We start from the raw sequence: 15,432 nt of genomic DNA on the forward strand, positions 1-15,432 counted from the left end.
CGCCACCCCGGCACGCTTTGCCCGGAGCCGGACCCGCCCGGGGTAGCGTGGACGGACGATGGACACCCTCTTCGATCTCCCCGCCGAGACCCCCGCGCGCAAGCCCGCTTCCGGCGGGCAGGCCGAGCTGCTCGACGACCTGAACCCCGCCCAGCGCGAAGCCGTCACCCACGCCGGTGGCCCGCTGCTGGTGGTGGCGGGCGCGGGATCGGGCAAGACCCGGGTGCTGACCCGCCGGATCGCCTACCTGCTCGGGCAACGCCGCGTGCACCCGGGCGAAATCATGGCGATCACGTTCACCAACAAGGCGGCCGCCGAGATGCGCGAGCGCGTGGCCGCGCTCGTCGGGCGCCGCGCGAACGCCATGTGGGTGTCGACGTTCCACTCGATGTGCGTGCGGATCCTGCGCCGTGAAGCCAAAACGCTCGACATGTCGTCGAACTTCTCCATCTACGACTCGGACGACACGAAGCGGCTCATCACGCTCGTCGCGCGCGACCTCGACATCGACCCGAAGAAGTACGCGGCGCGCACGCTCGCCGTGCACATCTCGAACCTGAAGAACGAGCTCACCGACCCGGACACGGCGTCGGCCAACGCGGCCAACGACCTCGAGCGCCGCGTCGCCGAGGTCTACGTCGAGTACCAGCGGCGGCTTTCGCTGGCCAACGCGTTCGACTTCGACGACCTCATCATGCGCACGGTTTCGCTGCTGCAGGCGTTCCCGGCGGTCGCCGAGTACTACCGCCGCCGGTTCCGCCACGTGCTGGTCGACGAGTACCAGGACACGAACCACGCGCAGTACACCCTGGTCCGCGAGCTGGCCGGGACCGCGCCGAACGAGGCCGGGGTGGACCCGGCCGAGCTGGTCGTCGTCGGTGACGCGGACCAGTCGATCTACGCCTTCCGCGGCGCGACGATCCGCAACATCGAGGAGTTCGAGCGGGACTTCCCGAACGCGCACACCATTCTGCTGGAGCAGAACTACCGCTCCACGCAGACGATCCTGTCCGCGGCGAACGCTGTCATCGAGCGGAACCCGAACCGTCGCGCGAAGCGGCTGTGGACCGACTCGGGTGACGGCGAGAAGATCGTCGGCTACGTCGCGGACAACGACCACGACGAGGCCGCGTTCGTCGCGGGTGAGATCGACTCGCTGGCGGAGAAGGGCGAGGCGGACTACTCCGACGTCGCCGTCTTCTACCGCACCAACAACCAGTCCCGCGTCTTCGAAGAGATCTTCATCCGGCTCGGCCTGCCGTACAAGGTCGTCGGCGGCGTGCGGTTCTACGAGCGGCGCGAAGTCCGCGACATGATCGCGTACCTGCGCGTGCTGGCGAACCCGGAGGACACGGTCAGCCTGCGCCGCGTGCTGAACGTCCCCAAGCGCGGCATCGGCGACCGCGCCGAAGCCGTCGTGGCGACGCACGCCGAGCGCGAGCGCATTTCCTTCGCGCAGGCGCTTCGCGACGCCGTCGACGGCAAGGTGGCGCTGCTGAACCCGCGTTCGGTCAAGGCGATCGGCGGGTTCGTCGCCATGCTCGACGAGCTGGGCGCGCTGATCGCGGACGGCGCCGAGGTGCACGACGTCCTCGAAGCGGTGATGGACAAGACGGGCTACCGGATCGAACTCGAGGAGTCCGAAGACCCGCAGGACCACACGCGCGTGGAGAACCTGGACGAACTCGTCACGGTGGCGCGCGAGTTCACCGAGATCACCGCCGAGGTCGTCGCGGACGAGAACGCCGAGCTGGTCGTGGACGAGGGTGTCCCGGCGCCGGGTTCGCTGCCGGCGTTCCTCGAGCGCGTGTCGCTGGTCGCGGACGCCGACTCGGTGCCTTCGCCCGACGGCGGCGAGGAAGGCGACGGCGGCGCGGGCGTGGTCACGCTGATGACCGTGCACACCGCGAAGGGCCTGGAGTACCCCGTGGTGTTCTGCACGGGCTGGGAGGACGGGGTCTTCCCGCACATGCGCGCGCTGGGTGACCCGACCGAGCTGGCCGAGGAACGGCGGCTCGCGTACGTCGCGATCACGCGGGCCCGGAAGCGCCTGTACGTCTCACGCGCGATCACGCGCTCGGCCTGGGGCCAGCCGTCGATGAACCCGGCTTCGCGGTTCCTCGACGAGCTGCCGCCGGACCTCGTCGACTGGCGACGGCTCGAGCCGTCCAGCCCCGGGTTCGGCTTCGGCGGCGGTTCGCGCGGCACCCCGCGGGCGGCCACGACGTGGGGCGGGCGCCGGTCTTCGCCTTCGCCGTCTTCGGGCACGTCGCCGTTCGGGAAGGGCTGGAAGGACACGGTGGCGCTGAAGCTGGACGTCGGCGACCGGGTCAGCCACGACAAGTACGGCCTGGGCACGGTGATCTCGTGCGACGGCGTCGGCCCCCGGGCCACGGCGACGATCGACTTCGGCGCGGCCGGCAAGGTCCGCCTGATGCTGATCGGCAGCGTCCCCATGGTGAAGCTCTAGCGCGCGTTACCCGGACGAGTGAATCCGGCGGCGATCCTCGCGATCGCCGCCGAAATCGTCGTACCCACCCGGTACAACTGACCCCGTGATCGAACAAGAGTTCGACGGAGGGGGTAGTGTGGTGTGGACGCGGTGCTGTTTCACCTGTTGGCCGAAGGGGTACAGAAATACTTGCGAGGAGTCCTGGGGACTGCGGTTCCCGATCGGGGTCGGGCGCCTTCGGGGGCCCCGGGAAATCCTTCGCGTGCGGGAGCGGAGGCGTGCCGGCTGGCCGCCGCCTGGCAAGCGCTGCTCAGGCAGCACGAGCTGGGCGCGGACGGTCACTGCGTCACTTGTGGGCACTGTGTGTCCTGCGGCCGGGGACGCCGCTGGACGACACGTCGCGCCGCGCGTGTCCGCTCCGCGGGGGGCGCCGAAGTGCGGGGTCGGCTGTTCTGGGACCGGCTGTTCTGGGACCGGCTGCCCGTGCGGCGGCGCGCGGGGCTGTGCACGGTGTGGCAGGTCGCGGTCGCGTACTTCATCCGCCGGTTGCCGGGCGGGCAGCGCTAGCCGGTTCCGGGCCCTGAGGCCGTTTCTGACGGCCTTGCGGGGGCTCAAGAAGGTCTCGGGCGCCCTGAGGGACTTCGGGCGGGCTGCGCCGGTCTGGACCATTCTTCGGCTGTTGATCAGCCACCTTTTGATCAGCCACGGCGTTCCCTTGCGGGCTGCCGTTCTTCGCGCGGCCGAGGGACGTCGTCGGCCCTCAGCGGCGGATCATGGCGCTGCAGCCGGACTGTTCGAATGCGGCGTCTTCGCGGACGAAGATCGCAGTGGGGTGAACGGATCAGATGACGATGCCGCGCGCGGCCAGCCAGGGCCGGGGGTCGATCTTCTTGGTGCCGTTCTGCCACACCTCGAAGTGCAGGTGCGGGCCGGTGCTCTGACCGCGGTTGCCGATCTCGGCGATCTGCTGGCCGCACTTGACCTTCTGCCCCTCCTTGACGGAGAAGCTGTTCATGTGGCCGTAGACCTGGATCGTGCCGTCGTCGAGCTGGACGCGCACCCAGAGGCCGAAGCCGCTGGCCGGGCCGGCCTCGATCACGGTGCCGTCGGAGGCGGCGTAGATCGGGGTGCCGATCGCGTTGGCGATGTCGATGCCGAGGTGGCTCGTGCCCCACCGGGCACCGAAGCCCGAGGTGAAGGTCCCGTGGGCCGGGAGGCAGGTCTTGGGGCGAGCGGCGTCTTCGGCGGCCTTCTTGGCGGCGTCGGCTTCGCGCTGCTCACGGGCCTGCGTGATGGAGGCGCTGTCAGCGATCTTCGCGGCCTCGGCGGAGGCGTCGACGGCGTGCCCGGTCGGCAGGAGCTCGGGGGCACCCCCGGAGCCCGCACCTCCCGCGGTCAGGGAAGCGCTGGCGTCCTGGCTGTTGGCCAGCGGCGTCACGGCGGCGTCGGAATCGGTGACGGTCTTGAGGGTCTGTCCCGCAGCTGCGGCGGCGAACGCACCGGCCGCCACGGCGGCGACCACGACACGGCCACGAAGGGCCGAGGAGGGCGGGGCGATGCGGTGCGCACCCCGGACACGGACGACCGCACCTTCGAGTGCGTCCTTCAGTGCCGGGGAAGGAGCTTGGCCGCCGGGGGAGCGGTGTGAAGCCAAGACAGAGCCTTCCATCGTCGGGGAGCCGGGTCTGAGGACTGCGGGCGGGGGAACCCGGTGAGCCAACCTCGGGGGTGGTTCGCTCGTCGTCCTGCTTCGTGACCTGACTGTAATGGGGACCGGGGGACAGTAACGAAGGGGCACCGCTGTAAGCAAGATCTGCCCCGCGCGTCGGCCGATCGGGTGGCATCGATCAGGCGCCCACCTGTGGGAATTACCCAAAGTTAGAAGGGGTTTACAACGATCGTTGTGACTTGGCTTACAGCTCTTGTGCTCGGTGCGAAACCACCTATGGGCAGTGGCGGCGGAAAGGGGCGGAATAAGGGTTTGCCTGCGGATGTTTGGGCACTTTCGACGTCTCGCGCCCGCGTCCCGCCCTCTCGCGACGGCGACGGTGACTGTCGAGCCGCGACGCAAGCCGACCGTTCAACGACGGAGTTTGACCGCTCGCCGACTCGGGTACGGAAGCGGTCGCCAGCGGTCCGTTTTGTCGCTTTTCGCGGCCTCTCGGCCGACCCCGCCCGCCCGTGACGGCGTGACCCGCGCACCTGGGTGACGCCCCGGCGACCACTGGCCACCCGCGCGGGCCCGGTAGCGCCTTGCTCGGCCCGCTGCCCTCCGTCCGGCCCGGCCTCTGCCGCCGCTTGACGACCCGCCACCCCGCGGGCGTCTCCCTCGACCCTCGGGCTTGCTAGCGTCGCTGCCAATGCCCCCACGATCTGAGCCTCCCGGCACCGCGCCCGGGTCCCCGGCCACTCCGGACGAGCACGATCCCGCCTCCCGGCCGCCCTCCGGCGAGCGAAAGCGCGCGCAGCCGGACACCCGCAGCGAGCCGCTCACCTGGGCCGAAGACGACCGCCGGCCCACAGTCGCGCTCGGGCTCGCCGGGCTCGGGGCCGTTGCTCTCTCCGCCGCGGCCTTCGTTCGCGTCTCGCCCGCCGCCGGTCCCGGCTTTGCCGGCTGGCCGTGGCTGGTCCTGCTCGCGCTCGCCCCCGTCGTCGCCGCCGTCTGGGTCTCCGCCGCCGGGAAGCCCGGGCTCGGGGCCGGGATCGTCCTCGGGCTCGCCGCGCTCGCTCCCGGGCGGCTGGTCCTCGACCTGCAGTTCGCCGTCAACGGGCCGCTCACCATCCGGCCCGAGCTCTACCTGCCCGACCACTTCGTCGGCGGCTCGGCCGTCGGGGCCGGGTTCTGGCTGCTCGTCGCCGGGCACGTCCTCACCGGGGCCGCCGGCGTCGCCGCCTGGCGCGCGAGCCGGAAAGACGACGAACCCGAACGTCGGCGGTGGCGCCTGTTCGTCCCGCTGCTCGCGGTGACCGCGTCCGTCGGGCTGCTGACCGAGCCCGTCGACTCCGCCAACGGCTTCCTCCTCGCCCGCGCGGCCTTCGAAGGGCCCTGGCCCGCGCTCGGCGGCTACCTGCTGCTCGCCGCCGCGCTGCCGCTGACCGCCGTCGTCGCACTCGCCGCGCCGTCCGAGCGCACGGCCCGGGGTGCGCTCCTCGGGCTGACCGCCGGGACCTTCGCCGTCGCCGTGCCGCCCGTGCTGGCCGCCCTCTTCCGGGCCGACCTCGACGTCACCTGGGGGCCGCTCCTCGCGCTCGGCGCGACGCTCGTCATCGCCGGCCTCGCCTTCACGCCCCTGGCCGAAGCCCCCGAGAAGCCCGAAGGCGACCTCGCCGGCAGCGCGAAGCTGCCCGGGCTCTTCTGGTGGCGGCTGACGACCGGCGTGCTCGGCCTCGCCACCGCCGTCGCCGCCCTGGTCGGGACCTTCGCGCCGCAGGTCGCCGTCAGCGCGCTGAACCCGGGCGCCGCCGCGCCGGTCAGCGCCGCCGCCGAAAGTCCCGCGCGGTGGTTCCTGCTCGTCGCCGCGCTCGTGGTCGCCGTCCCGTCCCTCGGCACGTTCGTCCCGAAGACGGCGCCGGGCGCGCGGTCCGTGCTCGGGCTCGCCTGGGCCGGGATCGTCCTGGCCGGGACGGCCGTCCTGAACACCGCGCTGACCGCCACCCAGGCCGGCAACCTCGCCGGGTTCGGGGGCGCGAACCTCGGCGGTACCTCGGGCGCCACCCCGGCCTTCACCTACGACCTCGGCGCCGGCGCGGCCTGGACGTTCGCCGCGCTCGTGCTCGCCGCGCTGACCGGGCTCGCCGCCGTCGGGACCGGCGTCGTCGAACGCGAAGACGCCGGGGACGGCGCCGCGCCGGACAAGAACGTGCTCACCCCCGTCGTCGCCGGCGCGGTGCTGGCCGTCGCCGCGTTCGGGCTGCCCGTCTTCAGCGTTCCCGGCTACGTCGCGCCCGGGCTCTGGTCGGACTTCGACACGCCTTCGTGGGGGCTGCTGACCGCTGCCGTGGTCGTCGTCGGCGCCGCTCTGCTGGCGCTGAGGTCCCGGCCGAAGCCGGCCGCGGCCCTGCTGACGGGCGCCGCCCTGCTCGTCGCGTTGCACGCCGCGGAGCTGCCGCTCGTCGGTGGCGCGCTCGGCGGCGCGAGCCCGTCGACCGGGTTCTGGGTCGCACTGGCCGCCGTGGTCGCGCTGCTCGTCGCGGCGGGACTCTCGGCCGCGGGCGGACGCCGTGCCTCGTGACCGCCTCCGGGTGCTGCTCGTCGAGTTCACCCGGCCCGACCCGGCCGCCGTCGCACTGGGTCGCGTCCTGCGCGACGAAGGCATGGAGGTCGTCCACGCCGGCCCGGTGGACACCGTCGAGCAGATCGTCCGCACCGCCGAGCAGGAGGACCCGGACGCCGTCGGCGTGCTCGGCGACGAACCGCCGCCGGAGCTCGCCGGGGCGTTGAACGGCGTTCGCGTGTTCACCGCCGCGGACCCCGGAGAAGTCGTGGAATCGTTGGCCGGTGGGCGGTCTCACACCGCGGGAACACCACCTGACCGCGTACGGTGACCGACTTCACCAGGTGCGGAGTCCCCTGCGTCTGCGCAGGTCGCTAACCTCGACTGGTCCGACAGCGCGGTCCGGTAACACGGACCACCACAGTGGCGTGTCGTCAGGAGACTGGAGTAGTGGACCTCTACGAGTACCAGGCGAGGGATCTCTTCGCCGCCCACGGAGTACCGGTTCTGCCGGGCTCGGTGGCTAGCACCCCCGAAGAAGCCAAGACCGCCGCGGAGCAGATCGGCAACCAGGTCGTCGTCAAGGCGCAGGTGAAGGTCGGCGGCCGCGGGAAGGCGGGCGGCGTCAAGCTGGCCCAGACGCCCGACGAGGCGAAGGAGAAGGCGGAAGCCATCCTCGGCCTCGACATCAAGGGCCACATCACGCGTCGCGTGCTGGTGGCCGAAGCCTCGGACATCGCGTCCGAGTACTACTTCTCCTTCCTGCTGGACCGCGCGAACCGCACGTTCCTGGCGATGGCGTCCTCCGAGGGCGGCATGGAGATCGAGCAGCTCGCGGTCGAGCGCCCCGACGCGCTCGCGAAGATCCCGGTCGACGCGATCGCCGGGGTCGACAAGGCGAAGGCGCTCGAGATCCTGAAGGCCGGCAACTTCCCGGCCGAGATCATCGACGAGGCCGCCGACGTCGTCGTGAAGCTCTGGGAGACCTTCGTCTCCGAGGACGCCACCCTCGTCGAGGTCAACCCGCTGGTCCGCGACCCGCAGGACAAGATCATCGCCCTCGACGGCAAGGTCACCCTCGACGAGAACGCCTCCTTCCGCCAGCCGGGCCACGAGGCCCTGGTGGACAAGGACGCGGAGAACCCGCTCGAGGCGAAGGCCAAGGCCAAGAACCTCAACTACGTCAAGCTCGACGGCGAGGTCGGCATCATCGGCAACGGCGCCGGGCTCGTCATGTCCACTTTGGACGTCGTGGCGTACGCGGGCGAGAAGCACGGCGGCGTGAAGCCGGCGAACTTCCTCGACATCGGTGGCGGCGCGTCGGCCGAGGTCATGGCGGCCGGGCTGGACGTCATCCTCAACGACACCGACGTGAAGAGCGTCTTCGTCAACGTCTTCGGCGGCATCACCGCCTGCGACGCGGTGGCGAACGGCATCGTCGAGGCCCTGAAGATCCTGGGCGACGAAGCCAGCAAGCCGCTGGTCGTCCGGCTGGACGGCAACAACGTCGTGGAGGGTCGCAAGATCCTGGCGGACGCGAACCACCCGCTGGTCACCGTGGTGGACACAATGGACAACGCGGCCGACAAGGCTGCCGAGCTCGCCGCGGCAGGTGCGTGAGATGTCGATCTTCATCAACGAGAACAGCAAGGTCATCGTCCAGGGGCTCACCGGCTCCGAGGGCATGAAGCACGCGACCAAGATGCTGAAGTCCGGCACGAACATCGTGGGCGGCGTCAACGCCCGCAAGGCCGGCCAGACGGTCACCATCGAGGGCAAGGACCTCACCGTGTTCGGCACGGTCGAGGAGGCCATCAAGGAGACCGGCGCCGACGTGTCGGTCATCTTCGTGCCGCCGAAGTTCGCCAAGGACGCGGTCATCGAGGCGATCGACGCCGAGATCCCGCTCGCCGTGGTCATCACCGAGGGCATCCCGGTGCACGACTCGGCCTACTTCTGGGCGCACGCGGTCGCGAAGGGCAACAAGACCCGCATCATCGGCCCGAACTGCCCCGGCGTGATCAGCCCGGGCAAGTCGAACGCCGGCATCATCCCGGCCGACATCACCGAGGCCGGCTCGATCGGTCTCGTGTCGAAGTCCGGCACGCTGACCTACCAGATGATGTACGAGCTGCGGGACATCGGCTTCTCCACCGCCGTCGGCATCGGCGGTGACCCCATCATCGGGACCACCCACATCGACGCCCTCGCGGCGTTCGAGAAGGACCCCGAGACCAAGGTCATCGTGATGATCGGCGAGATCGGTGGCGACGCCGAAGAGCGCGCCGCGGCCTACATCAAGGAGAACGTGACGAAGCCGGTCGTCGGTTACGTCGCGGGCTTCACCGCGCCCGAGGGCAAGACCATGGGCCACGCGGGCGCCATCGTGTCGGGTTCCTCCGGCACGGCCGCCGCGAAGAAGGAGGCCCTCGAGGCCGCCGGCGTCAAGGTCGGCAAGACCCCGAGCGAGACCGCCGTCCTCGCACGTGAGCTGTACAACAGCCTCGGCTGAATTCGACGCATTGCTCCTGGTGAGGCCGGGCACCGACTGCGGTGCCCGGCCTCACTGCGTTTGGGGACGAAACCTCCTGAGGTATTCACGCGTCTGTTGGGTCGGTGGCCGCGTAGTGCGCTAGCGTTCTGCGCACACAAGCCGCCTCGTCTTCCCCCGGGTGTCTTCGTACCCCGGAGTGCCGGTCGAACCGACAGGAGTGCATCCGATGACCTTCCCCAGCGGTGGGCCTGGCTACCCCCAGCAGGGTGGCGGCCAGCAGCCCCCCGGACCGCCGTCCAGTGGCTTCCCGGCGCAGCAGCCGCCGCACTCGCACCAGGCGCCGTCGCCCGGCGGAGCCGCGGGCCTGCCCCAGAACCTGCCGCTGCTGCTCGCGCTGGTGGTCGCGGTCTTCGGTCTGGTCGAGTACTTCCTGGGTTTCGCCGAAACCGGTGACGTCGGTCTCGGCGGCACGTTCCTGCTCGGCGGCGGCCTGCTCGCCGGGCTGCACGCGCTGCCGAAGGGCCCGAAGACGCTGCCGTTCGCGGCGCTGTTCAGCGTCCTCGGCGCGCTCGAGGTCCTGCAGACGCTGGTCGGGATGCAGACGTCGCCGGGCGTCGTCACCGTCATCCTGATCCTGGGGATCCTGCAGATGATCGTCGCGGTCGGCGCGCTGCTGCTCGAGTACGACGTGATCAAGCCGCCGGCGCCGAAGCCCGCCGCGCCGCAGTACGGCCAGTACGGCCAGCCCGGTCAGCAGCAGTACGGCCAGCCCGGCCAGGGCTACCCGCAGGGGACGCAGGTCCAGCCGGGGCCGGTGGCGTCCACCGGTGAGCCGTCGGCGCCGTTCTCGCAGCCGGGCCAGTACGGCTCGCCGAACCCGCCGTCGACCACGCCGCCGCCGGGGCAGCAGGCCACGACCTACGCCCCCCAGCAGGGCCAGTTCTTCCAGCAGCCGCCGCCGGAGAACCCCGGCACGCCGCCGGGCGGGTTCGGCAAGTCGAACTGACGTTGGTCCTGGAAACACCCGCTGTGACGCCCGGTCACAGCGGGTGTTTCTTGTATGCGGCCAGGACTTCGTCCAACGGGCCGGCGAAGTGGATCCGGCCCTCGTCCAGCCAGAGCGCGCTCGTGCACAGCTCCCGCAGCAGCTCATCGGAGTGGTTGGCGAACACCAGGACGCCGGCGCGGCGGGCGAGGTCCACCAGCCGGTCGCGGGCCTTGGCCATGAACGCCGCGTCGACCGCGCCGAGGCCTTCGTCGAGGATGAGGATTTCGGGGTCCATGGTGGTCACCACGCCGAGCGCGAGCCGCACCCGCATCCCCGCGGAGTAGGTGCGCAACGGCAGTTGCAGGTAGTCGCCGAGCTCGGTGAACTCCGCGATGTCGTCGACGCGCTTCGCCAGCTGCCGGCGGCTCATGCCGAGGAACAGGCCGCGGATCATGATGTTGTCGTGGCCCGAGACTTCGGGGTCCAGGCCCACGCCGAGGTCGAACACCGGCGCGATCCGGCCGACGACGCGCGTGCTGCCGCGGGTCGGTTCGTAGATGCCGGACAGCAGCCGCAGGAGCGTCGACTTCCCGGCGCCGTTGTGCCCGACCAGGCCGACCCGGTCGCCTTCGCCCAGCGTCAGGGTGATGTCCCGCAGGGCCTCGATGACCGGCACTTTCGCGTCGGCGCCGATGGGCCCGCCCGCCTTGCCGAACACCTGTTTCTTCAGCGACCGGGTCCTGGCGTCGAAGACCGGGAAATCGACGCAGGCGTCCCGCACCTCGATGCTCACCATGGTGCCCCCTCGGTTGGTATGCGAATGCACGTTATCATTCGCATTCAGGCGAGGGGAGGTAACGTGCGGCCGGTGAGTGAGCAGTCCGCCGAGCCGGCCTTCCGCCCACCGCAGCAGGCGCGCAGCCGGGAGTCCCTGCGGAAGGTGCTGGCCGCCGCCGAGCACGTGCTGGCCGGACAGGGCCTCGACGAGTTCACGGTCGCGGCGGTCGCCGAGCAGGCCGGCCTGTCGGTCGGCGCGATCTACCGCCGGTTCGCCGGCAAGGAGCAGCTGCTCTACGCCGTGAAGGACGAGCTGCTCGGCCAGCTGGAGGCCGCCGTGGGCGAAGCGCTTCGCGCACCCGGGCCCGGGCTGAGCGGGATCGTCGGCGCGTTCGTCCAGGCCATGGCCCGCACGTTCGCGCGGCACGACCGGATCTTCCCCGAGCTGCTCGACGCGCAGCGGGCCGAAGGCCGCGACCGTGGCCTCGAGGCGCTGGCCACGATCCTGGACGCCTTCGTCGAAGCCGTCCGGACCGGCCTCGGCGAAGACCACGCGGCGGCCGTCCGGATGGCCGGCCGGACCATCATCGGCTCGTGCGTGCACCGGGCCGCCAGCGGCCGGTACTGGCCCGACGACTTGACCTGGGACGCGTGGGCCGCCGAGACGACCGCGCTGGTCCTGGCCTACTTGGCGGGGCCACTCGACCGGGTGGGTTAGCTTCCCCACGTCGCCGCGCGGCGGCGTGGCTCACCCGGACGGACCAGCGCGGATGTCAGGGTGCGGATCATGGATGTGCTCACCGACTCCCGCGAAGAGCCGGTGGGCGACCTCGAACCCGGCGTCGGACTCTCGCGGGCGGCGCGGGTGCGGGTGTTGCTCGCCGCCGCGCTCGGTCCCCTGGTCACGGGCTACGCCGCGGTCGCGACCGTGCTGACGCTCGTCACGCTCACCGCCGAGCGCACCGTCTTCTCCGGCATCGGCGTGCTGCTGGCCGCCGGCCCCGGCTGGCTCGCCGCGCACCAGGTGCGCCTCGACATCGGCGGGCACCCGCTCGGCGTGCTGCCGCTGCTGCCCACGCTGGGCGCACTCGCGCTGGCCGCGCGGACGGCGTCCGGTGCCGTGCAGCGCCTGGGGTGCCGCTCGCCGCGCGAAGCGCTGCCGGTGTTCGGCACGATCACCGGCGCGCACGCCGTGTTCGGCCTGGTCATCGCGTTGTGCGCGCAGGGCTCCCCGGTGACGGCGAACCCGCTGGTCGCCTTCGCCGTGCCGGGTCTGCTCGCCGGGCTGGCGTCGGCGGCGGGCATCATCTGGCGCTGCGGGCTGCCGGACGCCGTCGCCGAACGCCTCGACCCCCTGGCCGTGCGCGGGCTGAAGGCCGGCGCCCTGGCCCTCGCGGTGCTCGTGGCCTGCGGCGCCGCCGTGTTCACCGTCGCGACCGCGCTGTCCTGGCGGACGGTCGCCGACATCTACGAGCCCGCGTTCGGCAGCAGCTTCGGCCTGTTCCTGCTTTCCGTGCTGTACCTGCCGAACGCCGTGACGGCCGCGCTCTCGTTCGTCACCGGGCCCGGCTTCTCGATCGGCGACCTGAACGTCGGGATGTTCGGCTACCGCGGTGGCGCCGTGCCCGGCGTGCCGCTGCTCGGCGGCCTGCCCGAACACCACTCGGCGTGGTGGCCCGCGCTGCTGGTGCTGCCCGCGGCGACCGGCGTGCTGATCGGCTGGACGCTGCGCAAGGCCGACGCCGACCCGGCGCAGCGCATCCGCACGGTCGCGGTGGCCGGCACGGTCGTCGCGCTCGGCTGCCTCGCGCTGGGCACGCTGTCCGGCGGCCGGCTCGGCGACGGTCCGTTCGACCCGGTGAGCGTGCCGGTCGGGGTCGCCTCGGTCGTCGCGTTCTGCTGGATCGTCATCCCGGGCTCCTTCACGGCGTTCTTCGCGGGCGAGCACGAGCCGCCCGCGCCGCCTGAAGCCCTCGAAGACAACGAAGCCTTCGAGGACGCCGAAGACGTCGACGCCGAGGAGGCGGCCGAAGCCGTCGAAGAGCTCGAAGCGTCCGAAGAGGACGAAGATGACGAAGAAGAACCCGAAGAAGAACCCGAAGAGTCTCCCGAGGACGCGGAGCTCGAAGCCGAGGCCGACGCCGAACTGGGCCTCGAAGACGAGCCGGTCGAGGACGAAGCTGTGACCGGAGGCACCGAGACCTGCGGCGACGTCGAGCCGGACGAGACCGACCGTTAGGGTTGACGTGACCTGGTGAAGCGCCGTGCGCCCGGCTGCGCACCGCCCGCGGCAAGGAGCCCGCTCTGTCTCAACGGTTGGAGCTGCCCACTCCGGTGAAGCTCGTCGTGCTCGCGTCGGGCTCCGGCACCCTCCTGCAGGCGGTGCTGGACGCCACCGGCCGGTCCGGCTTCCCGGCCAAGGTCGTCGCCGTCGGCGCCGACCGCACCGGCATCGAGGCGCTGACCCGCGCCGAGCGCGTGAGCGTCCCGTCGTTCACCGTCCGCGTCGCCGACCACCCCGACCGCGCCGCCTGGGACAAGGCGCTGACCGAGGCCGTCGCCGCGTACGAGCCCGACCTGGTCGTCTCCGCCGGGTTCATGAAGATCCTCGGCGAGCAGTTCCTCGGCCGCTTCACGGTCGTCAACACCCACCCGGCGCTGCTCCCGTCCTTCCCCGGGATGCACGCGGTGCGCGACGCGCTCGAGGCCGGCGTCAAGGTCACCGGCTCGACCGTGCACTTCGCGGACGCCGGCGTCGACACCGGGCCGATCATCGCCCAGGAAGCGGTCGTCGTGGAGCACGACGACACCGAAGACGTCCTGCACGAACGGATCAAGGCCGTCGAGCGCAGGCTGCTGGTGGAAACGATCGAGCGACTCGGCCGCGGTGGCTGCACCGTGGACGGACGAAAGGTGACATTTCGTGAGCACTGACCTGGGACGGCGCCCGGTCCGCCGGGCGCTGATCGGCGTCTCGGACAAGGCGGGCCTGCTGGACCTCGCGACCGGCCTGCACGCGGCCGGCGTCGAGATCGTCTCCACCGGCGGCACGGCGAAGGTCATCGCCGACGCGGGTGTCCCGGTCACGCCGGTCGAAGACGTCACCGGCTTCCCCGAGTCGCTCGACGGCCGCGTCAAGACACTGCACCCGCGCGTGCACGCCGGCCTGCTCGCCGACCAGGGCAACCCCGACCACGTCGAGCAGCTGCGCAAGCTGGACATCGCGGCGTTCGACCTGCTGGTCGTGAACCTGTACCCGTTCGAGCAGACCGTCGCGTCCGGCGCGAGCGTCGAGGACTGCGTCGAGAACATCGACATCGGCGGCCCGGCGATGGTCCGCGCGGCGGCGAAGAACCACGGCAGCGTCGCGGTCGTCGTCGACCCGGCCCGCTACGCGTGGGTGCTCGAGCGCGTCGCCGACGGCGGCTTCGACTTCGACGACCGCAAGCGCCTCGCCGCGCAGGCGTACGCGCACACGGCGTCCTACGACATCGCCGTCGCGTCCTGGTTCTCGAACGTCTACGCGCCCGCGGACGACTCCGGCTTCCCCGAGTTCTCCGGCGTCAGCTGGGAGCGCGGCGAGGTGCTGCGCTACGGCGAGAACCCGCACCAGAAGGCCGCGCTCTACAAGGGACACCGGGCCGGCCTGGCCCACGCCGAGCAGCTGCACGGCAAGGCCATGTCCTACAACAACTACGTCGACACCGACGCCGCCCGCCGCGCCGCGTTCGACTTCGCCGAGCCCGCCGTCGCGATCATCAAGCACGCCAACCCGTGCGGCATCGCGGTCGGCACGGACGTCGCCGAGGCGCACCGCAAGGCGCACGCCTGCGACCCGGTCTCGGCCTACGGCGGCGTCATCGCGACGAACCGGCCGGTCAGCCGCGAGGCCGCCGAGCAGATCGCCGAGGTGTTCACCGAGGTCGTGCTGGCGCCGGACTTCGACGCCGAAGCGCTGGAGATCCTGCAGCGCAAGAAGAACATCCGGCTGCTGAAGCTGCCCGAGACCGCGCAGGCGCCGATCGAGTTCCGCCAGATCTCCGGCGGCGTGCTCGTCCAGACCGTCGACGCGATCGACGCGCCGGGCGACGACCCGGCGTCGTGGACGCTGGCCACCGGCACCGCGGCCGACGAGCAGACCCTGCGCGACCTCGAGTTCGCGTGGCGCTCGCTGCGCGCGGTGAAGTCGAACGCGATCCTGCTCGCCGCGGACGGCGCGACCGTCGGCGTCGGCATGGGCCAGGTCAACCGCGTCGACTCCTCGCGGCTCGCGGTTTCGCGCGCGGGTGACCGGGCCAAGGGCTCGGTCGGCGCGTCGGACGCGTTCTTCCCGTTCCCGGACGGCCTGGAGGTGCTGGTCGAAGCGGGCGTGCGCGCGATCGTGCAGCCCGGTGGCTCGGTCCGCGACGCCGAGGTGATCGCGGCCGCCGAGAAGGCGGGCGTCACGATGTACCTGACGGGCACGCGCCACTTCGCGCACTGACCCCGGCTTCGCTTCGAGAGGGAG

General features: G+C 71.6%; 13 protein-coding genes. 11 read left to right on the forward strand and 2 right to left on the reverse strand.

What is annotated here, in order from left to right; translation table 11 throughout:
- The first annotated feature begins 58 nt into the window (after window positions 1-58).
- Together pcrA and ACYVLJ_RS27790 are read left to right on the forward strand one after the other, a co-directional pair.
- Entirely contained in the window at window positions 59-2,470 is a 2,412-nt protein-coding gene (gene pcrA, locus ACYVLJ_RS27785) for a DNA helicase PcrA (protein ID WP_451977955.1), read from the forward strand.
- A 417-nt stretch (window positions 2,471-2,887) separates the two neighbouring features.
- A complete protein-coding gene (locus tag ACYVLJ_RS27790) occupies window positions 2,888-3,019 on the forward strand; it encodes a hypothetical protein (protein WP_460440900.1) in 132 nt (43 codons plus the stop codon).
- A gap of 274 nt (window positions 3,020-3,293) precedes the next feature.
- On the opposite strand, the gene ACYVLJ_RS27795 is transcribed toward ACYVLJ_RS27790, so the two are convergent.
- Window positions 3,294-3,974: a M23 family metallopeptidase gene (locus ACYVLJ_RS27795; protein WP_451977949.1), complete on the reverse strand. Its 681-nt coding sequence runs from the start codon at window positions 3,972-3,974 to the stop codon at window positions 3,294-3,296.
- 838 nt (window positions 3,975-4,812) lie between these two features.
- Here ACYVLJ_RS27795 and ACYVLJ_RS27800 point away from each other — a divergent pair.
- The 5 genes from ACYVLJ_RS27800 (at window position 4,813) to ACYVLJ_RS27820 (ending at window position 10,166) form a co-directional block, all read left to right on the forward strand.
- Window positions 4,813-6,684: a hypothetical protein gene (locus ACYVLJ_RS27800; protein ID WP_460440901.1), complete on the forward strand. Its 1,872-nt coding sequence runs from the start codon at window positions 4,813-4,815 to the stop codon at window positions 6,682-6,684.
- Window positions 6,674-6,997: a hypothetical protein gene (locus tag ACYVLJ_RS27805; protein WP_460440902.1), complete on the forward strand. Its 324-nt coding sequence runs from the start codon at window positions 6,674-6,676 to the stop codon at window positions 6,995-6,997. Before ACYVLJ_RS27800 ends, ACYVLJ_RS27805 begins: the two co-directional genes overlap by 11 nt.
- Before the next feature lie 119 nt (window positions 6,998-7,116).
- On the forward strand, window positions 7,117-8,286 hold the full coding sequence (sucC, locus tag ACYVLJ_RS27810; protein ID WP_460440903.1) for a succinate--CoA ligase subunit beta: 1,170 nt from the start codon (window positions 7,117-7,119) through the stop codon (window positions 8,284-8,286).
- A 1-nt stretch (window position 8,287) separates the two neighbouring features.
- Window positions 8,288-9,178 (forward strand): succinate--CoA ligase subunit alpha, encoded by an 891-nt coding sequence (sucD, locus tag ACYVLJ_RS27815; RefSeq protein WP_460440904.1) that lies wholly within the window; start codon window positions 8,288-8,290, stop codon window positions 9,176-9,178.
- A 208-nt stretch (window positions 9,179-9,386) separates the two neighbouring features.
- Entirely contained in the window at window positions 9,387-10,166 is a 780-nt protein-coding gene (locus tag ACYVLJ_RS27820; RefSeq protein ID WP_451977936.1) for a DUF5336 domain-containing protein, read from the forward strand.
- 34 nt (window positions 10,167-10,200) lie between these two features.
- On the opposite strand, the gene wzt is transcribed toward ACYVLJ_RS27820, so the two are convergent.
- Window positions 10,201-10,944 carry a galactan export ABC transporter ATP-binding subunit Wzt/RfbE gene (gene wzt, locus ACYVLJ_RS27825; RefSeq protein ID WP_451977933.1) on the reverse strand — a complete coding sequence of 248 codons (744 nt, stop codon included), beginning with the start codon at window positions 10,942-10,944 and terminating at the stop codon, window positions 10,201-10,203.
- Window positions 10,945-11,016: 72 nt separating this feature from the next.
- Between wzt and ACYVLJ_RS27830 the strand changes: the two genes are divergently transcribed.
- The 4 genes from ACYVLJ_RS27830 to purH all read left to right on the forward strand — a co-directional run bounded on the left by ACYVLJ_RS27830 (window position 11,017) and on the right by purH (window position 15,408).
- Window positions 11,017-11,643, forward strand: coding sequence for a TetR/AcrR family transcriptional regulator (locus ACYVLJ_RS27830; RefSeq protein WP_451977930.1), 627 nt, complete (start codon window positions 11,017-11,019; stop codon window positions 11,641-11,643).
- A gap of 60 nt (window positions 11,644-11,703) precedes the next feature.
- Complete coding sequence (locus ACYVLJ_RS27835; RefSeq protein WP_460440905.1) at window positions 11,704-13,164, forward strand: cell division protein PerM; 1,461 nt, start codon at window positions 11,704-11,706, stop codon at window positions 13,162-13,164.
- 77 nt (window positions 13,165-13,241) lie between these two features.
- The gene (purN, locus tag ACYVLJ_RS27840; RefSeq protein ID WP_451977924.1) at window positions 13,242-13,859 is read left to right on the forward strand and encodes a phosphoribosylglycinamide formyltransferase; all 618 of its coding nucleotides are present in this window, start codon (window positions 13,242-13,244) and stop codon (window positions 13,857-13,859) included.
- Window positions 13,849-15,408, forward strand: a complete 1,560-nt coding sequence (gene purH, locus ACYVLJ_RS27845; protein WP_451977921.1) for a bifunctional phosphoribosylaminoimidazolecarboxamide formyltransferase/IMP cyclohydrolase — start codon at window positions 13,849-13,851, stop codon at window positions 15,406-15,408. The genes purN and purH overlap by 11 nt, the downstream gene beginning before the upstream one ends.
- The last annotated feature ends 24 nt before the right edge of the window (window positions 15,409-15,432 follow it).

This window comes from Amycolatopsis stemonae, from assembly GCF_054781455.1.